Raw genomic sequence first — 22,207 nt, 5'->3', positions numbered from 1 at the left:
CCACTATGTGCGCAGCAGACGCCACCATCCTCGTTGTCGAAGACGACACCATTGTCCGCATGCTGATTGTCGATGTGCTGGAGGAACTGGAGTTCAACGTACTGGAAGCCAGCAGCAGCGATCTGGCATTGGCGTTCATCAACGACATCAGCAGGTCGATCGACCTGCTGATGACAGATGTCGGCCTGCCCGGAATGGATGGCCGTGAACTGGCAACAGCAGCGCGAAAGGTGCGACCAGGGTTGCCGATCCTGTTTGCCAGCGGTTACGCCGAAAGCATCGAGATACCGCCCGACATGCACCTGATCGGCAAGCCTTTTTCTATTGATCAACTAAGAAACAAGATCAAATCAATTATTTAACTCATTGATTTTGTTTATTTTTATATTCTAGAAATCACTTTAAGTTGCACTCTCGCCCGTCCCTCCGGCCGCCCGCCCGAGGCACCGCAATACGTAACCGGCATCCGCTTTTATTGACGCGCCGGGTAACCGCATGTTTTCCTAACCGCCTTGTTCTGGGTGCCCTTCACAGGGTGAAACGGGAAACCGGTGCGTCGGCCGATCTTTATCGAGCCTGGCAACTCCGGTGCTGCCCCCGCAACGGTAAGCGAGAGAAGCGTCAGATCCACTGTGCCGTTAGCGGCATGGGAAGGCGACGCTTGAAGGTCCGAGCCCTGCCCGGATCCCTCGCAAGCCCGGAGACCGGCCCGGAAATATCGAATAACAAACCTGCGGTGGGCAGGCGCTGTTGAAACCTCCGGGCACCCGCTCGCCGAGGTTTTTTCGCGCTTGGCCGCCTGCTGACATTTCAGAGGGAAGGGCCATGTCGATCACCACCACCAGCCACTCGAGCGCTGCCACCACCACCCGGAGCCAACGCATCGTCGCCGCCATCGGCGCCAGCGTACTCGGCGCACTGCTGGTCTATTTCGCCGGTTTCTCGCATATCGAAGCGGTCCACAACGCCGCCCACGATACCCGTCACAGCTCCGCCTTTCCGTGCCATTGAGCCCTGGCCTGACCATAGAGAATACCGACATGATCAAGCGTATAGCCCAAACAGCGGGTTTCACCGGCCTGCTGGCGGCATTGCTGCTGACCCTGCTGCAGAGCTTCTGGGTCGCCCCGCTGATTCTCCAGGCCGAGACCTACGAGAAAGCACCCGCCACCGAGGTACACGAACACGCCGATGCGGCCATGGCCGGTCACACTCATGATGAAGAAGCCTGGGAGCCGGAAGATGGCTGGCAGCGCGTGCTTTCCACTACCGGCGGCAACCTGGTGGTCGCGGTCGGCTTCGCCCTGATGCTGGCGGGCCTCTATACCCTGCGCACACCGAACCGCACTTCCCAGGGCCTGCTCTGGGGCCTGGCCGGTTATGCGACCTTCTGCCTGGCGCCGACCCTCGGCCTGCCGCCGGAGCTGCCCGGCACCGCCGCGGCGGACCTGCTGCAGCGGCAGATCTGGTGGGTCGGCACCGCGGCGTCCACCGCGGTTGCCATTGCCCTGGTGGTCTTCGGCAAGCATTGGGCGCTCAAGGTACTGGGCGTGGCGATTGTCGTGGTGCCCCACGTGATCGGCGCACCGCAACCGGAAGTTCACTCCAGCCTCGCGCCGGAGGAACTGGAAGCGCAGTTCAAGATCGCTTCGCAACTGACCAACGCGGCATTCTGGCTGGCCCTGGGCCTGATCAGCGCCTGGTTGTTCCGGCGCAAGGCCGACGATCATTACTCGGCATGAGTGAAACCCTGGCGACGCCAATCCTCGCGGTTGGCTTTGGCTGCCGGCAAGGTTGCAGCGCGGCGACCTTGCAGGCATTGCTTGAGCAATCGCTGCTGACCCATCAGATCGACCTCACGCAGATCAAGGGCTTGGCGAGTATTGATGGTAAACGGCAAGAGCCGGGGCTTCTCGAACTGGCGCAGCGCTTGAATCTGCCTTTGCTGTTCTTCAGTGCCGATGAACTGGCACCTTACGAACCGGGCCTGAGCCATCGATCCAGCCTGGCCTTCGAACGTACCGGCTGCCATGGTGTCGCCGAAAGTGCCGCGCTGGCTCTCGCCGAACGCCTGGGCCAAGCCTGCGCGAGCCTGCTTATTTCACGCCAGAAACATCCGTTGGCTACCTTTGCACTGGCCTGGACCGGGCAAAACCCTCGACAATCCCCTCCTCCTGCATGAACATTGTTCATGTAAAGCCTTGCGCAGACCCGTTCAGAGAGTGTCATGACCGTCTATTTCATCGGTGCCGGCCCCGGCGATCCGGAACTCATTACCGTCAAGGGCCAGCGCCTGATCCATCGTTGCCCGGTGATCATCTACGCCGGTTCGTTGGTACCTGAAGCGGTGCTGGAAGGCCATAGCGCGATGCAGGTGGTCAACAGCGCCGAACTGCACCTGGAACAGATCATCGACCTGATCAAGGCGGCCGACGCCCTGGGCCAGGATGTCGCGCGAGTGCACTCGGGAGACCCTTCGCTGTATGGCGCCATCGGCGAACAGATCCGCCACCTGCGCGAACTGGGCATTGCCTTTGAAATCGTCCCAGGGGTGACCGCGACCGCGGCCTGCGCGGCCTTGCTCGGTGTCGAACTGACGCTGCCGGATATTTCCCAGAGCGTGATCCTCACCCGCTATGCCGACAAGACCGCGATGCCGGCCGGCGAAGAACTGGGCAACCTGGCCCGGCACGGGGCGACCATGGCGATTCACCTCGGGGTCAATCACCTGGCCAGGATCATCGAGGAACTGCTACCCCATTACGGTGTGGATTGTCCGATCGCGGTGATCCATCGTGCGACCTGGCCCGATCAGGACTGGGCCCAGGGTACGCTTGCCGATATCCTGGCCAAGGTCGAGGCCAAGGGCTTTCGCCGCACGGCGCTGATCCTGGTGGGACGCGTACTGGGCAGTGACCACTTCAGCGAATCTTCGTTGTACCGTGCCGGCCATGCGCATCTTTATCGGCGTTGAACTGGAGAATCCCGATGTCCGAACAGCTGTTTTCCGGTGCCAAGCTGGCGCTGATCTGCGGTGACGAGCTACTGACCTATCTGCGCGACATGAAGGACAGCATCCCCTACCCCGGACACTGGGACTTTGCCGGTGGCGGTCGCGAAGGCGATGAAACGCCGAGCGAATGCGCACTGCGGGAGCTGGACGAAGAGTTTTCCCTGCAGATCGACGCCGAACGCATCGAATGGGCCCGGCGCTATCCCAGTGTCACCCAGCCCGACACCCATTCGTGGTTTCTGGTGGGGCAACTGGAGTTGGCGGAAATCGAGGCGATCAGCTTTGGTGACGAAGGCCAGTACTGGCGGATGATGTCGATTGCCGAGTACCTGGAGCACCCGCTGGGGGTGCCCTATTTGCAGGAGCGGTTGCGCCATTACCTTGAAGGTCGTGGATTGGTTTCGTAGTTTTGTGGGGATATCGGTGGCCTCTTCGCGGCCAAGCCCGGCTCCTGCAGGAACGGCGCCAGGCCTCAATACTCATGTGGCGGCGCGAATGCGGCGGAGCAGCCACAACCGATCCCGCATAAAAAAACGGTGCTCACGGGCACCGTTTTTTCATTCAACCGGACGCAGCGAACGCCCTGCTACCGGACTCAGTAGTAGGCGTTTTCTTTCTGCGTATGGTCGGTCACGTCACGTACGCCCTTGAGTTCGGGAATACGTTCGAGCAAGGTCCGCTCGATGCCTTCCTTCAAGGTCACGTCCGCCTGGCCGCAGCCCTGGCAACCACCACCGAACTGCAGCACGGCGATACCGTCCTCGACCACCTCGATCAGGCTGACCTGGCCGCCATGACTGGCCAGACCCGGGTTGATCTCGGTTTGCAGGTAGTAGTTGATACGCTCGTTGACCGGGCTGTCGGCGTTGACCATCGGCACTTTGGCGTTTGGCGCCTTGATGGTCAGTTGGCCGCCCATGCGGTCGGTGGCGTAGTCGACCACCGCATCGTCGAGAAAGGCTTCGCTGAAGGAATCGATCCACGCGGTGAAGCTTTTCAGCCCCAGCGCGGTGTCTTCAGGCTTTTCCTCGCCCGGTTTGCAGTAGGCAATGCAGGTTTCGGCGTACTGGGTACCCGGCTGGGTAATGAAAACGCGGATGCCGATCCCCGGGGTGTTCTGCTTCGACAGCAGATCAGCCAGATAATCGTGGGCGGCATCGGTAATGGTTATGGCGCTCATGGAATCTCCTCACAGACTTGACGCCAGTTTACGCCAATCGGGCCGCCGGACAAAGTCCTAGTATTTTTGTCGGAAAAGCGGCAGCCGCATGGGGGCACACATGAGCCCCGCTTCCCGGTGATGCCCGACTCCCTCAGAGGTTCTCGTAGCGATTCATGTCCAGCACTCCGGCATTGACCGGGTCGGTTTCCTGCAGGTAGGTCGTCAGGTCGTGGAAGTACTGCCAGAACTGCGGATGACTGCGGCGAATCCCCCAGCGCCGGACGATCTGCTCGAATCCGGCGGCATCCTTGACCTGCTCCATGGCATCGACAAACGCTGGCACCTGCTCGGCGGGGATATTGAACATGAAATTGGGATAGCTGGTGAGAATCCCCGGGTAGATAGTCACCGTATCCAAACCCGGCTGATAGCGGTAGGCCTCGCCGAGCATGAAGGCCACGTTGCTGTGGGCGCGATTGCGCAGCAGGCTGTAGATCTCACGCTTGCCGTCACGGGTCTCGATGCGCAGCATCGTCGCTTCCGGCAACTGGTCGATGACCTTGAGCCCGGCGGCCGGCCGCGAGGTCAGGCGACTCAGGGACTGTTCGGCCTCCTGCAAAGCCGGGGCGATATTCGGTCGTGAACAATAGGCACCCTCGCAACGATTGATCGGATCGGGATGGGCATTGAGATCGCCGTAGCGTGTCATCAACTGCCTGGCGAAATCGAGTTTCGGCTCCTTTTCATCGAGCTTCAGGGCACTTGGCTTGTCGTCGTCGATATTCTCGTAGTCCAGCCACATCTTCAGCTTGCCGCTGTTCTGGTACCAGTCATCGAGGTAGGCCTCCCGGGAATCCGCCGGCATCAGGCGCAGGAAGTTCTGTTCGGCGCCGTTGCGGATCAGGTCGAAGTACAGCCGGGTCTGCGCCTGGTGCGAGACATTGCCGAATACGTCGAAGTTGACCGCCAACTGGTAATAGGTGCGCTCCAGCAACGGATAGTCGAACAGCCACATGGTCTGCGGGACTTCGCCAATGAGCCCCTTGCTGACGGTAGCGCTGTCGAAGTGGCGGAAAATGCTCAGCAAGGCGTTGTCATTGCCGGCCCACAGGCTCGACCAACTGGGCGCCGGCACCCGCGCGTAGGCGTCCTTGCGCAGGGCTTCATACTCGTTGCGTTTGTCGCGATAGGCCAGCCACAGGCTCAGCACGCTGCCGACATCGTCGTTCTGCCCGGGCATCGCCAGCAACGGCGTGGCCGCGCCGCGATAACTCGGATCGGTGATATACAGGTCGTGCTCGGGCGCCTGGAACAACGCCCAGAAGTTGTCGCGAATCACATCGGTAGCAATCTGCCCACGACAGACCGGCCCACGGATAAAGGTGTCGACGAAGTACTCGGCGTTATCGAGCATGAACTGGTAGCGCGCCGCCGCCGGAATCGCCTCGAAGGTCTCGAACGGGTTGGCCCGACGCTGCGGGCCGTAGCCCGGCAAGGCGGTCACCTGCCAGTTGCCGCTGTAGAACAGGGTCTTGACCCGGGCCATCTTCGCCGCGCTGAGGGCGTAGGTGATATGAGTCTTGTGGACGATCACCCCCTGTACCGGCCATAGCCGGTAGTACACCTGGGTCCCCGGGTCATCGTTCGGCCGCCGGGTATTGATCAGATCGATCGGCTGGCCGCTCGGCGTGCGCGAACGCACCCACTGGAAAAAGTGACCCGGCTCGCCACCTTCAAAGTAGATATGCGCCAGGAACCAGTGCTCGTAGAGCCAGCGCCCCACCAGGCTTTCCCTTGCGCCCGGGGCATTGAGCAGGTTTTCCCATTGGGCGATCTGCAGTGACTCCCGGGCACTCGGCGCCAGGGCCTGGGCATCCATCGGCGCACCGGCGGCCAGCCAGCGCTGCAGTGTCTGGTATTGCTGGTCGGTCAGGCCGGTCACGGCCAGGGGCATGCCTTCTTTCGGGTGCGCACCGGCGTACGCGTCGAACTCGCCGGGCATTGGGCACATGTTCTCGCGGTTCAGGCCCAGCACGATGTCTTCCGGCAGCTTGGCATTGGGCTGCAACGGCGCCCGGTGCCCCAGTTCCAGCATGCGCGCCATCAGGGCCGCCTGGCTGCCCTGGGCATCCAGCACCGAATAGAACTTCTTCTGCTGCCATTGCCGCGGAGTCTGGGCGTCTATGTACAGCCGGGTCGGATGCGAGGCCTTGCTGCGGTCGCCGTTGTACACCGGGATCTTCGACGCGCCGCGCGCCGCGCCCTCGGCACTGCCCAGGTTGAGCTGGCAGGCCGCGTCATAGCAGGCATGGCAGGCCACGCATTTCTCGGTAAAGATCGGCTGGACATCACGGGTATAGGAGATCGTCGGGACCGGGCTCTGCGCCTGAGTGGCACTACTGAGCAACAGCAGTAGAAAAGCGCTGATAAAGCGGTACGACATAGCCCTGATCCTGAAAATAAAAACGCAATGATTCTACAGCGTCATCGCCTTTTAAACATGAGCGATATTCATGCAAAACCCGGACACACTCTAAAAGAGTACAGGTTTGCTATTATCGCGCCTCTTCTGTGTCCGTCTTTCCAGGTAGTCCCATGTCCGATCGCAGTGCTCGCCTACACGCTCTCCAGCAAGCCCTCAAAGAACGCATCCTGATTCTTGATGGCGGCATGGGCACGATGATCCAGAGCTACAAGCTTGAAGAGCAGGATTATCGCGGCAAACGCTTCGCTGACTGGCCAAGCGACGTCAAGGGCAACAACGACCTGCTGGTCATCACCCGCCCGGACGTGATCGGCGGCATTGAAAAAGCCTACCTGGATGCCGGTGCCGACATCCTGGAAACCAACACCTTCAACGCCACGCGCATCTCCATGGCCGACTACGGCATGGAAGAGCTGGCCTACGAATTGAACGTCGAAGGCGCACGACTGGCGCGCAAGATAGCCGACGCCAAGACCCTGGAGAACCCTGCCAAGCCGCGCTTCGTCGCGGGTGTACTCGGCCCGACCAGCCGCACCTGCTCGCTGTCGCCGGACGTGAACAACCCCGGCTACCGCAACGTCACCTTCGACGAGCTGGTGGAGAACTACACCGAGGCCACCAAAGGTCTGATCGAGGGCGGCGCGGACCTGATCCTGATCGAAACCATCTTCGACACCCTCAACGCCAAGGCGGCGATCTTCGCCGTGCAAGGGGTGTTCGAAGAGTTGGGCCTCGAACTGCCGATCATGATCTCCGGGACCATCACCGATGCCTCCGGCCGTACCCTGTCGGGCCAGACCACCGAAGCCTTCTGGAACTCGGTGGCGCACGCCAAGCCGATCTCGGTCGGTCTGAACTGCGCCCTCGGTGCCAGCGAACTGCGCCCGTACCTGGAAGAACTGTCGAACAAGGCCAGCACCCGTGTTTCCGCGCACCCGAACGCCGGCCTACCGAACGAGTTCGGCGAGTACGATGAACTACCGGAAGCAACCGCCAAGGTCATCGAAGAATTCGCCCAGAGCGGCTTCCTGAACATCGTCGGCGGTTGCTGCGGGACCACTCCCGGCCATATCGCGGCCATCGCCAAGGCGGTCGCCGGCTACGCGCCACGGGTCATCCCGGATATCCCCAAGGCCTGCCGCCTGTCCGGCCTGGAACCGTTCACCATTGATCGCCAGTCGTTGTTCGTCAACGTCGGCGAGCGGACCAACATCACCGGTTCCGCGCGCTTCGCCCGGCTGATCCGCGAAGACAACTACACCGAAGCCCTGGAAGTCGCCCTGCAGCAGGTGGAAGCCGGCGCCCAGGTAATCGACATCAACATGGACGAAGGGATGCTCGATTCGCAGAAGGCCATGGTGACCTTCCTCAATCTGATCGCCGGTGAGCCGGATATCTCCCGTGTGCCGATCATGATCGACTCCTCCAAGTGGGAAGTGATCGAAGCCGGCCTCAAGTGCATCCAGGGCAAGGGCATCGTCAACTCCATCAGCATGAAGGAAGGCGTCGAGCAGTTCATTCACCATGCCAAGCTGTGCAAGCGCTATGGCGCCGCCGTGGTGGTGATGGCCTTCGACGAAGCCGGCCAGGCCGACACCGAGGCGCGCAAGAAGGAAATCTGCAAGCGCTCCTACGACATCCTGGTCAACGAAGTCGGCTTCCCGCCGGAAGACATCATCTTCGACCCGAACATCTTCGCCGTGGCCACCGGCATCGAAGAGCACAACAACTACGCCGTCGACTTCATCAACGCCTGCGCCTATATCCGTGACGAGTTGCCCTATGCGCTGACCAGCGGCGGCGTGTCCAACGTGTCCTTCTCGTTCCGTGGCAACAACCCGGTGCGCGAGGCGATCCACTCGGTGTTCCTGCTGTACGCAATCCGCAACGGCCTGACCATGGGTATCGTCAACGCCGGCCAGCTGGAAATCTACGACCAGATCCCGGCCGAATTGCGTGACGCTGTCGAGGACGTGATCCTCAACCGCACCCCGGAAGGCACCGACGCCCTCCTCGCCATCGCCGACAAGTACAAGGGCGACGGCAGCGTCAAGGAAGCCGAGACCGAGGAATGGCGCGGCTGGCCCGTCAACAAGCGCCTGGAGCACGCGCTGGTCAAGGGCATCACCACGCATATCGTCGAGGATACCGAGGAATCGCGTCAGTCCTTCAAGCGCCCGATCGAAGTGATCGAAGGCCCGTTGATGTCCGGCATGAACATCGTCGGCGACCTGTTCGGCGCCGGGAAAATGTTCCTGCCCCAGGTGGTGAAATCCGCCCGAGTGATGAAACAGGCGGTGGCTCACCTGATTCCGTTCATCGAACTGGAGAAAGGCGACAAGCCGGAAGCCAAGGGCAAGATCCTCATGGCCACGGTCAAGGGCGATGTCCACGACATCGGCAAGAACATTGTCGGCGTGGTCCTCGGTTGCAATGGCTACGATATCGTCGACCTCGGCGTGATGGTGCCGGCGGAGAAGATCCTGCAGGTAGCCAAGGAGCAGAAGTGCGACATTATCGGCCTCTCCGGCCTGATCACTCCGTCACTGGATGAAATGGTCCACGTCGCCCGCGAAATGCAGCGCCAGGATTTCCACCTGCCACTGATGATCGGCGGCGCGACGACCTCCAAGGCCCACACGGCGGTGAAAATCGAGCCGAAGTACAGCAATGACGCGGTGATCTACGTTACCGACGCCTCCCGCGCCGTGGGCGTGGCGACGCAACTGCTGTCCAGGGAACTCAAGGCCGGTTTCGTCCAGAAGACCCGCGAGGAATACGTCGAAGTCCGCGAGCGCACCGCCAACCGCAGCGCCCGTACCGAACGCCTGAGCTACGCCGCGTCGATTGCCAAGAAACCGCAGTTCGACTGGAGCAGCTACCAGCCGGTCAAACCGACCTTCACCGGCGCCCGGGTGCTGGACAATATCGACCTCAAAGTCCTCGCCGAATACATCGACTGGACGCCGTTCTTCATCTCCTGGGACCTGGCCGGCAAGTTCCCGCGCATCCTCGAAGACGAAGTGGTCGGCGAAGCCGCTACCGCGCTGTATGCCGATGCCCGGGAAATGCTCGACAAACTGATCAACGAGAAGCTGATCAGTGCCCGCGCCGTGTTTGGCTTCTGGCCGGCCAACCAGGTGAAGGACGATGACCTCGAGGTCTATGGTGAAGACGGCCAGCCATTGGCCAAACTGCATCATCTGCGCCAGCAGATCATCAAGACCGATGGCAAGCCGAATTTCTCCCTGGCCGACTTCGTCGCACCGAAGGACAGCGGCATCACCGACTATGTGGGTGGTTTCATCACCACCGCCGGGATCGGCGCCGAGGAAGTGGCCAAGGCCTACCAGGACAAGGGCGACGACTACAACTCGATCATGGTCAAGGCCCTTGCCGACCGTCTGGCCGAGGCCTGTGCCGAATGGCTGCACCAGCAGGTCCGCAAGGACTACTGGGGTTATGCCAAGGAAGAGCAACTGGACAACGAAGCGCTGATCAAGGAGCAATACAGCGGTATCCGCCCTGCTCCCGGCTATCCAGCCTGCCCGGACCACACCGAGAAAGGTACGCTGTTCTCCCTGCTGGACCCGGACGCCAGCGAAGGCAAGGCCGGCAAGAGCGGCGTGTTCCTCACCGAGCACTATGCGATGTTCCCGGCAGCGGCGGTCAGTGGCTGGTACTTCGCCCACCCGCAGGCGCAGTATTTCGCCGTGGGCAAGGTCGACAAGGACCAGGTGGAAAGCTACACCGCACGCAAGGGCCAGGACCTGAGCGTCAGCGAGCGTTGGCTGGCGCCGAACCTCGGCTACGACAACTGAGTCCTTACTGATCGCTCCCACGCTCTGCGTGGGAATGCAGCCCGTGACGCTCCGCGTCACCGTGCAGAGCGGACGCGGAGCGTCCAGTGAGGCATTCCCACGCTGGAGCGTGGGAACGATCAGTGTGGGAACGATCTCGCGGCTGATAATTGTCTATGCTCTCCACACACAGACCTGTGTGGAGGGCTTATGAACGACCCGATCGACAACAAACCCCCGACCTTCTGGCAGATGCTGCACAGCGTGATGGCGGCTGCCTTCGGCGTGCAAAGCGGGAGAAACCGCGCCCGCGATTTCACCCACGGCAAACCTAGCCATTTCGTCATCCTGGGCATCCTGTTCACCGCCGTGTTCGCACTGGCGCTGTTCGGCATCGTGAAACTGGTGCTGCTGTTTGCCGGTGTCTGATATCCGCGGCACCTTGCTGCGTGACTGCGACCGGCAACGGTGTGTTCAGGGCAACACGGTTTTCAGCGAGAAGGGATAACGGTAACTGTCCGGTTGGCCGCGGGCACTCAGTTTCCTGAAGTTGACGTGATAATCATCCGTGCCGCCAAGGCTCAGCAGGCGTTTGGCCTGTGCCCTGTCGATCAGTTGAAGCACCGGTATCTGGCGTTCCCGGCCACCATGACGGGCGAAGTCGATGCCGTCGGCATCGTCACGCAGCAGCACCATCGCCCAGGCCCCCAGGGTGAAATGCCCGGCCAGCAACACGCTCAGGCGTCCGTCGATACGCGCCTGAAGAATCTGCGGGGAGCTATTGACCGCACTGAACAGCACATCCCGCCCCGGCTGGCGTCCCGCTTTTTCAACGGCGTCCATGACACCCAGGGCCATTTCGTCATTGGCGGCCCACACCAGCGTAGCCTGCGGGTAACGCCGAATCATCTGCTCGGCCTGATCGAAGGCCCGTTGGCGGCTCCACTCGCCATAGACCAGTTGTCGCAAGTGCACCTCGGGATGCTCGGCCAAGGCCCGGCGCAGACCTTTTTCGCGCAGTTGCGAGGCCGGCGTCAGCTTCATGCCGGCAAAGGCCAGCAGTTCGATGGGTTGGCCGGGCGCCTGCAAGGTACGCAGGCGGATCAGCTCCTGAAGCATCAGGTAACCGCCCTCCTCGTCGTTCTGCATCAAGCTGCCGAGCAGTTCGGGGGCCGCCCCCAGATGCTCGCTCTGATCGGCCGTCAGCGCATTGTTGACCAGGAACAGCTTCACCCCGCTACCCTGGGCCATCCGCAGGATCTGTGGAGCAATGTATTGTTCATTGACGAACAGCAGGTAGTCGGGCCGTTGCGCGGCCTGCAGGATGTCGTGGGCCTGGGCGATGCTGGTCTGCGGGTTGCGGTCGGCGTAACGCACTTCCAGTTGCAGGCCGAGATTGCGCGCCGCCGCCTGCATGAAGTCGCTGTAGCTGCGCCAGAAGGGCTCGGTGCAATAGCCGGGATTGAGAAACACCACGGTCGTGGCCTGGGCCACTGCCCAGAATGGCAGGCTCAGGATCAACAACCCTTTGCAGAGAGTCTTCAGCATGTCACCGCGCCCCGGAAAATAGCGGCGCATGATAGCAAGCAAAATACCCGGACACCGCGACAGATCATCGAAATTGTCCGACGATTCGCGTCATTACACCGTGATGAGCAGGCATCGACGCCCTCCTCTGTGGAAACGAACTTGCTCGCGGCAGGCGTCAACGATAACCCCGGGCCTGAAACAGACAGACGGTACCCTGATGTTTATCGCCGGAACGCCACCGGGAACAAGCTCGCTCCCACAGTGACGGCAGATTGTGCTTCAGTGCAGCGGCAGTGAATGCCGCGTTATTTGTGGCTGACCCAGAACACCGCGGTGCCCACCACCAGGATGATCAGGAACAGGATCGCCCAGGCATCGACCGTACTGTCGCTTTTCCTTGCTTTGGTTGAATTGCCCATCGCATCGCCTCTTGTCGGTTTTATCGGTGATTGCTCGAAGACTCACCGATAGTTAAGACGACAATTGCCCCTATCACAACCAAGGTCTTTGCCGGGCGAACCTGCTTATCGATTCTGGTTATGTTCATATTCAAAAACATCACTTTTGCGCATAAATGCAAACTGCTATCTTGCGCCGGCTCCTTGCAGGAGTGCGCGGCCGTGCGCGCGGAATTGTTCAGGTAACGTGACTGCGCTTGTGCTTTCGCGGGACCTATAAAAGCCTGAAAACAGGATCAATATGTACGTATACGACGAGTACGATCAGCGGATCATCGAGGACCGCGTCAAGCAGTTCCGTGATCAGACCCGACGCTATCTGGCCGGTGAACTGAGTGAAGAAGAGTTCCGCCCTCTGCGCCTGCAAAATGGCCTTTATATCCAGCGTTTCGCGCCGATGCTGCGTGTCGCCGTGCCCTACGGCCAGCTGACATCACGGCAGACGCGGATGATGGCCAAGATCGCCCGCGACTATGACAAGGGCTATGCCCATATCAGTACCCGGCAGAACGTCCAGTTCAACTGGCCGGCACTGGAAGACATCCCCGATATCCTCGCCGAGCTGGCGACCGTGCAGATGCACGCGATCCAGACCAGCGGCAACTGTCTGCGCAACGTCACCACCGACCAGTTTGCCGGGGTGGCCGCCGATGAGTTGGTCGACCCGCGCCCATGGTGCGAGATCGTTCGCCAGTGGACCACCTTCCACCCTGAATTCGCCTATCTGCCGCGCAAGTTCAAGATCGCGATCAACGGCTCGACGTCCGACCGTGCCGCCATCGAAGTCCACGATATCGGCCTCGAGCCGCTGTACAACGCTGCCGGCGAGTTGGGTTTCCGCGTGCTGGTCGGCGGTGGCCTGGGCCGTACCCCGGTGGTCGGCGCCTTTATCAACGAGTTCCTGCCATGGCAGGACCTGTTGAGCTATCTGGACGCCATCCTGCGGGTCTACAACCGCTACGGCCGTCGTGACAACAAGTACAAGGCGCGGATCAAGATCCTGGTCAAGGCCCTGACCCCCGAGGTCTTCGCCGAGAAGGTCGAGGCCGAGATGGCCCACCTGCGTGGCGGCCAGACCACCCTGACCGAAGCGGAAGTGCAGCGCGTCGCCAGGCACTTCGTCGATCCGGACTACAAGGCGCTGGACGACCAGGCGGCACAACTCGCCGCCCTGGACCAGCAGCACCCCGGCTTCGCCCGCTGGCGCACGCGCAATACCCTGGCCCACAAGAAGCCCGGTTATATCGCCGTGACCCTGTCGCTCAAGCCTACCGGCGTTGCCCCGGGCGATGTCACCGACAAGCAGTTCGAAGCCATCTCCGACCTCGCCGACCGCTATAGCTTCGGCCAACTGCGCACCTCCCACGAGCAGAACATCATTCTCGCCGATGTCGAACAGCGCCAGTTGTTCACCCTCTGGGGCGAACTGCGCGAACACGGTTTCGCCACGCCGAACATCGGCCTGCTGACCGATATCATCTGCTGCCCGGGCGGTGATTTCTGCTCCCTGGCCAACGCCAAGTCGATCCCGATCGCCGAATCGATCCAGCGCCGTTTCGACGACCTGGACTACCTGTTCGACATCGGTGAACTGGACCTGAACATCTCCGGTTGCATGAACGCCTGCGGTCACCACCATGTGGGTCATATCGGCATCCTCGGGGTGGACAAGAAAGGCGAAGAGTTCTACCAGGTGTCCCTGGGTGGCAGCGCCAGCCGCGATGCCAGCCTGGGCAAGATCCTCGGCCCGTCCTTCGCCCAGGACGACATGCCCGACGTGATCTCGAAGCTGATCGACGTGTACGTGGAACAACGTACCGAAGACGAGCGCTTCATCGACACCTACCAACGTATCGGCATCGACCTCTTCAAGGAACGCGTCTATGCAGCGAATCATTAAAAACAACGAGGTCATCGACGAAACCTGGCACCTGCTGCCCAAGGACGCGAACCTCGACGGCATTACCAACTGCGACGACCTGATCGTGCCGTTGGCCCTGTGGCGCGAGCACGCTCACGCCCTCAAGGCCCGCGACGGTGGCCTGGGCGTGTGGCTGGACGCCGATGAGGAAGCCGAGGAAATCGGTGATGACCTGCAGCACTTCCAGGTGATTGCCCTGAACTTCCCGGCCTTCACCGACGGCCGTAACTACTCCAACGCCCGCCTGCTGCGTGACCGCTACGGTTACAAGGGCGAGTTGCGGGCAATCGGCGATGTCCTGCGCGACCAGCTGTTCTACCTGCGTCGTTGCGGCTTCGATGCCTACGCGCTGCGGGCCGACAAGGACCCGTACGAAGCCCTCGAAAGCCTCAAGGACTTCTCGGTGACCTACCAGGCCGCCACCGACGAACCGCTGCCGCTGTTCCGTCGCCGTTGAGCCTGTCCGGCCCGGGCGTATACCGCGCCCGGGCCGACATTCATGCATCAAGCTCTTCCTCTGGAATCCTCGCCAGTGTTTTTCCGGTCAGTACCAGTGCTTCATGGGCCTGCGCCTCCCGCCATGCCTTGAGCTGATCGCCCATCTGCGCCTCCAGTTCAATATCAATGAACTCATGCCAATCCGGACTGCTTCTGCTGGTACGCAGGGAATCCAGCGCGCAGACAGCCTCCTGATGCTGCTCGTCGATGTCCTTGAACGACGAAGGGTTGTGCTCTTTCAGGTAGTCGATCCAGAACTCGCGATTCGCCAGGGAGCGCGCATAGGCCGGGGACTGCTCCCGGGCCAGCACCCTCGCATGGGCCCTGTCCAGATCCTGCTCCGTCACTCGGGCCAATTCGGTAAACGTCATGTGTCCAGGCTGGCCCGGCAAGCGAAGTCGCTCCTTCAGGCCAATGCGATAGGCCAGCCTCACCTCAACCGGATCGACCCGCGCCGCGCCGGCCACCTTCAATCGCGCCTCGATATCCGCCTGGGCCAGGGCCTCGACCTCATCCAGGCGCCACAGGCCTCGCGCCAGCCTGAGCAGATTCAGCTCGGTCGCGGCCGGGGTGCCCGCAGCCATTGCCCTAGCCTGATTCACCAGGACCCTGACCTCCATGTCGCTGAAGACCAGTTCCGCGCCATCGGAACAGGTTTGCGGATGGGAGGCCGAAACAAACAACTCTTCACGCAATTCAGTGTATTGGCTGGCCGCATCCACGACCTGCCAGACCCTCAGACTTAGATCCTGGCGTGCCTCGCGGTATTCGGCGGTGCCCGTCAGGTCCGCCAGTAGTTTGAAAAAGTCTTCGGAGCCCTGCTGCCGATAAAGCAACTGCCACTGTTGTTCTTTCGGGATCTTCTGCTCGGCGGGCACCGCATCCAGCCAGTGATCGCACTCACGCAACGACGGCGTTCGGCGTACGGCATGGGGGCGCTGCCGGCCTGGGGTATCGATGCCGAAGTTGATGCCGGTTTCGCGCTCGTAACGTTGCAAACGCCGCATGCCCTCAGCGGAAAGCGGTGGATTGTCATGCAGGTGGGTAACCCGGTTGATGGAGGCCGGTCCGGAGTACACGGCCTCGGGGATCGTCGAGATCCGGTTGTCGCGCAAGTCCACGCGTTGCAGGTTGCGCAATCCCGACAACCCGACAGGCCAGCGGTCCAGCTCCGCATGACGCAGTAACAAGCTCTCCAGTTCGCTCATCTGGCTGACATCAGGCGGCAGGAACAACGGATTGTCGGAAAGGTTGAGAAATTTCAGCCGAGTCAGGCGGGCCAGTACGGCGGATGCCTCGGCATTCAGCACAATCTGGTTGCCGGGCAGGTGCAGATGGGCCAGCTCGGACATGCTCCCCAGTTCCTCCGGCAGGCTGCTCAGATGGTTGAAGCCCATGGACAGCCAGCGTAGCTGCCTGAAGCGCGATAAAAATGAAACTTCGCTGCTGGCGACAGCCATGTCATTCATGAACAGAAAGCCCACATGGCTGAAGTCGGCAGTGATCGCCGGCAAATCCCCGACACGCATGCCCAAGAGGTCCAACTCGTAGAAGTACTGCCCAGCCAACAGATTGCGGTTGGACTGTCTTCTCCAGCAGGCCAGGATCGCATCGGCCACCCGCTGCTTGTTGTCGAGGGCCACGGGCGCGACCTGCAAGGTGCCGCGCACACGTCTCCAGGTCTGGCGCTGTACCCACTTGTCCAACGTGGCAAACAACAACTCATACTCCTCTCGCAGGCGTTCGAGTTCCACCAGGCAGGCAGACTCGGGCAGGTGCAGTGCGGTGAGAAAACTCCCCACCTCTTCCGAGGAAAATCCCGGATACAGGTCGCGCACACGACCGATCAACCGTTCGGAATAGCCCAGGATCCTGCCGCCGTCACTCATCGGGTAGCCGATGCGACCCGAGGCCAGGCGCATCGGCGGCCTGAATCGACGACTGAGAGGAGCCAGGCCCAGTGTTTCCTGGGCGGCATGAGGGTCTCGGGCAATCTGGTCGACAATCTGCTCCTTGAGCCATGTGCCCCGCCTGGCGCCGCCGAGTCCAAGGGCAACGCTATCGGGCTCCGGCAAGGCACGAACCATGGCGTCGAAAATGTTATCCGCCCGGCCCAGGAAAATCCCCGAGTGATCGAACGCGTTGTACTCCCGACCGACCTTGAGAATCACCCGCGGCGTGGCGATATCCGGATCCCCCACCCGTTCAGCGGCCTCGCTGGTAAAACGCAGTTTGCGCAGCTCGATGCGCAACCCGCTGCCCGGCCAGCCCGGCAATCGTCCAAGCGTATGCAATGCGAGACGATCTGCCTCGGCATATTGCGGCGCCAGCAAATACCAGCTCTCGCACACACGGTTAAGCTTCAGTTGCTTGAAGTACCAGCGGATCTCCTCCGAGAAGCGCAGCGGCACCCGTTCGTTGAGAAGAGCGAGTTCGGCGCTGCTGGCGTGGGCGATCAACTCCCGTGCGACACTTCCCGGCAGCCCGGGGAAGACCCCGAGAATACGATTGACCCTGGCATCCCCGGTTTTCTCGCTCGCGACATATAACTCATCGAACAGCCATTGCCGTCGTTGTCCGGCCCATTGCCTGAGGTGCTGGCTCAAGAGCCGGACACGCATCCCGCTCTCCGCCAGATCAGCGCCGAGCAACGTGTGGCGCTCGGACTGACTGAGCATGTTCAGCGTCGACTTGAGGAGGTCACCATTCTTGAGCTGTGGCTCGATGATCTGCAGCGAGGAGAACTGTTCGGAGGCACGTCGACCATACTCCCCCATGATTTCACCCGAGCCATCGAGCACCTGGATAACGCGGTTTTCCGGCCAGTCGGGCAGTGATGTCAGCACCCGCAAGCGCAGATCGCCCTGCTTCAGCGTGCGCGAGATAGCGTCGGGCACCTCGCTGATAAAATCGCTGATGGCCTGGTCGATCCGGAAGCGCTTGATGGTATCGAGCATCAGCGCGGGTACCGGTTGATTATCCGCCAGCGCCTTGCGCAACACACTCTCCTGGGCGGAGCACAACTGACGGATCTGCAAGCGCACCTGGTTACCGAGCCCGACCATCGGTTCACCGAGACGCCGGAACAATTGCTCCACGGGCCAGTCCGCCACCCGCTCGTAAATCGTTTGCCAGACACCGGTACGGTTGTATTTGAGTGGCACGGCGTGGAGCGGTCCGCCAGCCGGGTGTTCAATCTGCCATTGCAGGCGAGCCCTGTCATACCTCACCGCATAGAGTTTCCCTGCCATTGGTAGATAGAGATCACCCTGATACGGATAGAGCCCCAACTCATTGGCCAGGAGATCCTCCGGCAGCAGGACGTCCCGCTCGTAGGGAACAAGATCGGCCTTCCACAATCGACGCCCGCCTTCCGGCGCCTCAACGGAGACCAGGGCGTCGACGGATGCCGGGGCCAGCGTCTTGAACAGGGCGCTGCCGCCCTTTACCACCCCGGCCCCGGCCGCCAATAGCGCAATGTCTTCAGCCACCCCCAGCAGGTAGCCGAGAGCCTCGCGTTTTTCTCCCAGTTGCCAGGCCGAAAACCCGTCATAGACTTCCACGACCATCTTCACCACGGCCGCCGCCAGGATGATCTGGCCAATCACTGGCACGAACGACAAGGCCAGCGCCAACAGACTCAAGCCGGCTTCACGGTAGGCGTCCAGGCGTGCCTGGCGCACCCGGGCGTCGACATCGGCCGTGGGTACCGCCAGCAATCGCGCGTGTGCCTTGATCTGCGAATGGCGCTGCCGCTGAAAGCTCTCGAACAGATCACCGTCGATGGGTACTTCGATCAACGGGATGTATTGGAAAATTGCCGGCACGGGCAACCACTTGTGGTCCAGGGACAACAAACTGGCCTTGAGGGTGCGAAAGAACCGCAGCCGGTGGTTCTCGGGGACAAAACGGGCAAAAAACTGCTGGTAGGACGGATCCCGGAGTTTCAGGGTCAGGTCATGTTCAAAGAGTACAAAGTGGCTGTAGCGCTTCAAGGGGCCACGCGGATCATCCGGAATGTAGGCAATGCAGGGCAATGTCGAGCCTTCCACCAGCTTCGCGCCCATGACCACCCATCCACTCAGCTCGATATCGAACATTTTCATCCGACTGCAATGCAGCAGTTCACCGCCGAGCTTCAAGCCTGTTTGTCCGTTGACCAACTCCCCGAGCAAAGCGTAGGTCTGCGCCGTGATCTCGCCCTTCATGTAGGCGATATCGGCGGTCACCGCCAGCGTCTGTTTGTCATACTCGGCAAAGTGCCGCTTGACCGACGAAGCCCCATTGGCTGACGGCTGATCGAGAGGGTTGAACACACTGTCGATATGCGCCTGATACAAGCCCCCTAGGTCCAGGGCTCGACAGGCCCAGGCAAAGTCTTCCGGTGTCAGCGACGTCTTGATGCCCGCGGCGCCACCGGGAAACTGGATAACGGCCTTGTCTTTCAGTGCCCCTTGCTCGGCCTCGTCGGCCTCGAAGTTCTGCAAAGCCGCCTCCAGCAGTGTCTGGCTGTGGGCAAAACTGTAGAGTTTGTCCTCGAAGATACTGGACAGGTAAGTGGCATCGATCCTGACAAACCGGGCGTCTTGCAACGCCTGGTCGCGGTTGAGCTGTCGCTCCAGCGCCTGGACCAGACGCGGCATGCAGAACACGTCGATTTTCTGCAACTGCGCCATGATCTGCCGGACTTCATGTCTCGACGTCTCCAGCGCCAGCAGGTGCTCGCGAAACAGCAGGCGTATTTCCGGAGCGGCCTGATAGAGCCAACGGGGAATCTTTTCCCTGACCGTATCGAAATGAATGCCCGCCGCGGCAGGTGCCGGGCCTGGCTCAATGACGTTTGTTTTTTCCATGGCAATCAACCTGGATATCCATTAGAGGCTCCAGCGTATTGATCGCGCGACAGGAAACAGGGGTACTTATAGCTGGTGGGTCAGTAGCGGGCGGGATGACCTCCATCGATGAATACCGATGGAGGCCAATCGGCGGGGTCTTACCAGAAACGCTGCTGGGTCAGGCGACTCCAGGCGTTGAGCAGCACACGTTCGATGGAGCCGCTGGCGGCCAGCCCGACACGTTCCTGCAGGCTCTTGCGCTCGGCGTAATGCAGATGGAACAGTTCGGCCGCCTTGGCGCGTTCGGCCAGGTATTCGTCACTGGTGCGCAACTCATCGACCAGTTGCTTGTCCAGCGCGGCAATACCCAGCCAGACCTCGCCGGTGGCTACATCGTCGATGGCCAGTTGCGGGCGGTAGCGGGAAACGAAGTTCTTGAACAACTGGTGGGTGATGTCCAGGTCTTCCTGGAACTTCTCGCGGCCCTTGTCGGTGTTCTCGCCGAAAACCGTCAGGGTGCGCTTGTATTCGCCGGCGGTCAGCACTTCGAAGTCGATATCGTGTTTCTTCAGCAGCTTGTTGACGTTGGGCAACTGCGCCACCACGCCGATGGAACCGAGCACGGCAAAGGGTGCGCTGATGATCTTCTCGCCGATGCAGGCCATCATGTAGCCGCCGCTGGCCGCGACCTTGTCGATGCACACCGTCAAGGGCACGCCGGCCTGGCGGATACGCGCCAGTTGCGAGGAGGCCAGGCCATAGCTGTGAACCATGCCGCCACCGCTTTCCAGGCGCAGTACCACTTCGTCCTTGGGGGTTGCCAGGGTCAGCAGGGCGGTGATTTCGTGACGCAGGCTTTCGGTAGCCGACGCCTTGATATCGCCGTCGAAGTCCAGCACGAACACCCGTGGCCTGGCCTCCGGCTGTTTCTTCTGTTTCTTGTCGTCCTTGCCCTGCTGCTTGCGCAGCGCCTTGAGCTGGTCCTTGTCGAGCAAGGTCTGCTCCAGGCGCTCGCGCAGGCCCTTGTAGAAATCGTTGAGCTTGCTGACCTGCAACTGGCCGGCGGACTTGCGCCGCCCTTTGCTGCGCAATGAAGCCGCGACGACCAGCACCACGACGATGGCGATGACCAGGGTGACGGTTTTAGCCAGAAAACTTGCGTACTCTGCAAGAAACTCCACGGTGACTCCTTAAAAACGAGGCTACCCCCGGCTTTGGGGGCGTGATGCCTCAAGCATACCGTCGGGACAGCCCTGCGGCCAGCCACCGTCATGCCGGGAAACAAGTCTCTAACAAACATTTCAAACGAGCGTATGTTTTTTCATTGACAGGCTTCCGGCATCCTCATAACCTCGCCAGAACTTCAACGTACCGGGACGACGCGGACGTGGGCAGTATCTACCTGATTCGACATGGCCAGGCCTCCTTCGGTGCCGACGACTACGATGTCCTGTCGCCGGTCGGCGTGCGTCAGGCGCAGATCCTCGGCCAGCACCTGGCCGAGTTGGGCCTGAGCTTCGACCGCTGCCTGGCCGGTGACTTGCGCCGCCAGCAGGACACCGCGTCCCTGGCCCTGGAGCAGTTCGCCCCTGTCGGCCTGCCGGTGCCGCCGCTGGAGATCGACCCGGCCTTCAACGAGTTCGATGCCGACGCGGTGATCCGCGCCCTGCTCCCCGGCCTGCTGCCGGACGAACCCGAAGCCCTGCACATCCTGCGCAATGCGGCGCAGAACCGTGGCGAGTTCCAGCGTATCTTCGCCCTGATCATCGAGCGCTGGCTCGATGGCAGCCACGATCCGTCAGGCCTGGAAAGCTGGCTGGAATTCGTCGACCGTGTCCAGGCCGGACTGCAGCGCATCCTCGACAGCGCCGACAACACCCGCAAAATCGCCGTATTCACCTCGGGCGGCACCATTACCGCCCTGCTCCACCTGATCACCCGGATGCCCGCACGACAGGCATTCGAGCTGAACTGGCAAATCGTCAACACCTCGCTCAACCAACTCAAGTTCCGTGGTCGCGAGGTGGCCCTGGCTTCCTTCAACAGTCAAACGCACTTGCAACTGCTGAAGGCGCCGGAACTCATCACCTTCCGTTGAGAACCGGCCAACCGTGACCCTTGGGGTCGCTGTCATCACCCATAAAAGGATCGATCCATGACTTCTGTAGCCGATGCCGTACAAGCAATGAAAGCCAAATTCAACCCAGCCGCCGCTGCCGGCCTGGATCTGGTGTTCGGTTTCCGTATCGACGACACCAAGAACTTCTCGCTGGTCGTCAAGGACAGCACCTGCGAACTGCTGGAAGGCGAAAACCCGGACGCGCAAGTGACCCTGGTGATGGACGGCGAAACCCTGGAAGGCATCGTCAGCGGTGAAACCGACGGCATGCAGGCCTTCATGGGCGGCAAGCTGCGCGCTGAAGGCGACATGATGCTGGCCATGAAGCTGAGCGAGCTGTTCCCGTCCTGACAGGCCCATTGTAGGAACTGGCTTGCCAGCGATAG

17 protein-coding genes and 1 riboswitch are annotated in these 22,207 nt (G+C 61.2%); of the genes, 12 read left to right on the top strand and 5 right to left on the bottom strand.

Annotated features, from left to right (window positions below):
* The first annotated feature begins 5 nt into the window (after positions 1-5).
* From HX851_RS02460 to HX851_RS02435, 6 genes are all read left to right on the top strand, one after another.
* Positions 6-362, top strand: a complete 357-nt coding sequence (locus tag HX851_RS02460; protein WP_177057186.1) for a response regulator — start codon at positions 6-8, stop codon at positions 360-362.
* A 140-nt stretch (positions 363-502) separates the two neighbouring features.
* A riboswitch (cobalamin riboswitch) is annotated at positions 503-727 on the top strand.
* Positions 728-825: 98 nt separating this feature from the next.
* Positions 826-1,011 carry a CbtB domain-containing protein gene (locus tag HX851_RS02455; protein WP_177056976.1) on the top strand — a complete coding sequence of 62 codons (186 nt, stop codon included), beginning with the start codon at positions 826-828 and terminating at the stop codon, positions 1,009-1,011.
* A 29-nt stretch (positions 1,012-1,040) separates the two neighbouring features.
* A complete protein-coding gene (locus tag HX851_RS02450) occupies positions 1,041-1,742 on the top strand; it encodes a CbtA family protein (RefSeq protein ID WP_177056977.1) in 702 nt (233 codons plus the stop codon).
* Entirely contained in the window at positions 1,739-2,182 is a 444-nt protein-coding gene (locus tag HX851_RS02445; RefSeq protein ID WP_177056978.1) for a cobalamin biosynthesis protein, read from the top strand. Before HX851_RS02450 ends, HX851_RS02445 begins: the two co-directional genes overlap by 4 nt.
* Before the next feature lie 45 nt (positions 2,183-2,227).
* Positions 2,228-2,974, top strand: coding sequence for a precorrin-4 C(11)-methyltransferase (gene cobM / locus HX851_RS02440; protein ID WP_177064846.1), 747 nt, complete (start codon positions 2,228-2,230; stop codon positions 2,972-2,974).
* Positions 2,975-2,988: 14 nt separating this feature from the next.
* Positions 2,989-3,420, top strand: coding sequence for an NUDIX hydrolase (locus tag HX851_RS02435; protein ID WP_177056980.1), 432 nt, complete (start codon positions 2,989-2,991; stop codon positions 3,418-3,420).
* 188 nt (positions 3,421-3,608) lie between these two features.
* Here HX851_RS02435 and nfuA read toward each other — a convergent pair whose 3' ends face one another.
* Positions 3,609-4,193, bottom strand: coding sequence for a Fe-S biogenesis protein NfuA (gene nfuA, locus HX851_RS02430; RefSeq protein WP_177056981.1), 585 nt, complete (start codon positions 4,191-4,193; stop codon positions 3,609-3,611).
* A gap of 133 nt (positions 4,194-4,326) precedes the next feature.
* The gene (locus HX851_RS02425) at positions 4,327-6,618 is read right to left on the bottom strand and encodes a fatty acid cis/trans isomerase (RefSeq protein ID WP_177064844.1); all 2,292 of its coding nucleotides are present in this window, start codon (positions 6,616-6,618) and stop codon (positions 4,327-4,329) included.
* A 152-nt stretch (positions 6,619-6,770) separates the two neighbouring features.
* Between HX851_RS02425 and metH the strand changes: the two genes are divergently transcribed.
* Complete coding sequence (gene metH / locus HX851_RS02420) at positions 6,771-10,481, top strand: methionine synthase (protein WP_177064842.1); 3,711 nt, start codon at positions 6,771-6,773, stop codon at positions 10,479-10,481.
* A gap of 189 nt (positions 10,482-10,670) precedes the next feature.
* A complete protein-coding gene (locus HX851_RS02415) occupies positions 10,671-10,889 on the top strand; it encodes a DUF2970 domain-containing protein (protein WP_177056984.1) in 219 nt (72 codons plus the stop codon).
* Between the two features lie 45 nt (positions 10,890-10,934).
* Here HX851_RS02415 and HX851_RS02410 read toward each other — a convergent pair whose 3' ends face one another.
* Positions 10,935-12,008 carry an ABC transporter substrate-binding protein gene (locus tag HX851_RS02410; RefSeq protein ID WP_177056985.1) on the bottom strand — a complete coding sequence of 358 codons (1,074 nt, stop codon included), beginning with the start codon at positions 12,006-12,008 and terminating at the stop codon, positions 10,935-10,937.
* 681 nt (positions 12,009-12,689) lie between these two features.
* Here HX851_RS02410 and HX851_RS02405 point away from each other — a divergent pair.
* Together HX851_RS02405 and HX851_RS02400 are read left to right on the top strand one after the other, a co-directional pair.
* Positions 12,690-14,348 carry a nitrite/sulfite reductase gene (locus HX851_RS02405; protein WP_177064840.1) on the top strand — a complete coding sequence of 553 codons (1,659 nt, stop codon included), beginning with the start codon at positions 12,690-12,692 and terminating at the stop codon, positions 14,346-14,348.
* Positions 14,332-14,826: a DUF934 domain-containing protein gene (locus tag HX851_RS02400; protein WP_177056987.1), complete on the top strand. Its 495-nt coding sequence runs from the start codon at positions 14,332-14,334 to the stop codon at positions 14,824-14,826. The genes HX851_RS02405 and HX851_RS02400 overlap by 17 nt, the downstream gene beginning before the upstream one ends.
* A 40-nt stretch (positions 14,827-14,866) precedes the next feature.
* On the opposite strand, the gene HX851_RS02395 is transcribed toward HX851_RS02400, so the two are convergent.
* The gene (locus HX851_RS02395) at positions 14,867-19,720 is read right to left on the bottom strand and encodes an NEL-type E3 ubiquitin ligase domain-containing protein (RefSeq protein WP_256262737.1); all 4,854 of its coding nucleotides are present in this window, start codon (positions 19,718-19,720) and stop codon (positions 14,867-14,869) included.
* Between the two features lie 140 nt (positions 19,721-19,860).
* Positions 19,861-20,883, bottom strand: coding sequence for a protease SohB (gene sohB, locus HX851_RS02390; RefSeq protein ID WP_177056989.1), 1,023 nt, complete (start codon positions 20,881-20,883; stop codon positions 19,861-19,863).
* A 206-nt stretch (positions 20,884-21,089) separates the two neighbouring features.
* Between sohB and HX851_RS02385 the strand changes: the two genes are divergently transcribed.
* Complete coding sequence (locus HX851_RS02385) at positions 21,090-21,800, top strand: histidine phosphatase family protein (RefSeq protein WP_177056990.1); 711 nt, start codon at positions 21,090-21,092, stop codon at positions 21,798-21,800.
* A 57-nt stretch (positions 21,801-21,857) separates the two neighbouring features.
* The gene (locus HX851_RS02380; protein ID WP_019409572.1) at positions 21,858-22,172 is read left to right on the top strand and encodes an SCP2 sterol-binding domain-containing protein; all 315 of its coding nucleotides are present in this window, start codon (positions 21,858-21,860) and stop codon (positions 22,170-22,172) included.
* Positions 22,173-22,207: the final 35 nt, after the last annotated feature.

Source organism: Pseudomonas gingeri, assembly GCF_013385635.1.
GTDB classification, from domain to species: domain Bacteria; phylum Pseudomonadota; class Gammaproteobacteria; order Pseudomonadales; family Pseudomonadaceae; genus Aquipseudomonas; species Aquipseudomonas gingeri_A.
Note: the sequence above shows the minus strand (reverse complement) of the source record. Positions and strands in the feature narration are given on the sequence as shown.

Bases quoted from the DNA above. Each gene is read 5' to 3' on its own strand.
- HX851_RS02460 (WP_177057186.1), top strand. From the start codon at position 6: ATGTGCGCAGCAGACGCCACCATCCTCGTTGTCGAAGACGACACCATT.
- HX851_RS02455 (WP_177056976.1), top strand. From the start codon at position 826: ATGTCGATCACCACCACCAGCCACTCGAGCGCTGCCACCACCACCCGG.
- HX851_RS02450 (WP_177056977.1), top strand. From the start codon at position 1,041: ATGATCAAGCGTATAGCCCAAACAGCGGGTTTCACCGGCCTGCTGGCG.
- HX851_RS02445 (WP_177056978.1), top strand. From the start codon at position 1,739: ATGAGTGAAACCCTGGCGACGCCAATCCTCGCGGTTGGCTTTGGCTGC.
- cobM (WP_177064846.1), top strand. From the start codon at position 2,228: ATGACCGTCTATTTCATCGGTGCCGGCCCCGGCGATCCGGAACTCATT.
- HX851_RS02435 (WP_177056980.1), top strand. From the start codon at position 2,989: ATGTCCGAACAGCTGTTTTCCGGTGCCAAGCTGGCGCTGATCTGCGGT.
- nfuA (WP_177056981.1), bottom strand. From the start codon at position 4,193: ATGAGCGCCATAACCATTACCGATGCCGCCCACGATTATCTGGCTGAT.
- HX851_RS02425 (WP_177064844.1), bottom strand. From the start codon at position 6,618: ATGTCGTACCGCTTTATCAGCGCTTTTCTACTGCTGTTGCTCAGTAGT.
- metH (WP_177064842.1), top strand. From the start codon at position 6,771: ATGTCCGATCGCAGTGCTCGCCTACACGCTCTCCAGCAAGCCCTCAAA.
- HX851_RS02415 (WP_177056984.1), top strand. From the start codon at position 10,671: ATGAACGACCCGATCGACAACAAACCCCCGACCTTCTGGCAGATGCTG.
- HX851_RS02410 (WP_177056985.1), bottom strand. From the start codon at position 12,008: ATGCTGAAGACTCTCTGCAAAGGGTTGTTGATCCTGAGCCTGCCATTC.
- HX851_RS02405 (WP_177064840.1), top strand. From the start codon at position 12,690: ATGTACGTATACGACGAGTACGATCAGCGGATCATCGAGGACCGCGTC.
- HX851_RS02400 (WP_177056987.1), top strand. From the start codon at position 14,332: ATGCAGCGAATCATTAAAAACAACGAGGTCATCGACGAAACCTGGCAC.
- HX851_RS02395 (WP_256262737.1), bottom strand. From the start codon at position 19,720: ATGGAAAAAACAAACGTCATTGAGCCAGGCCCGGCACCTGCCGCGGCG.
- HX851_RS02380 (WP_019409572.1), top strand. From the start codon at position 21,858: ATGACTTCTGTAGCCGATGCCGTACAAGCAATGAAAGCCAAATTCAAC.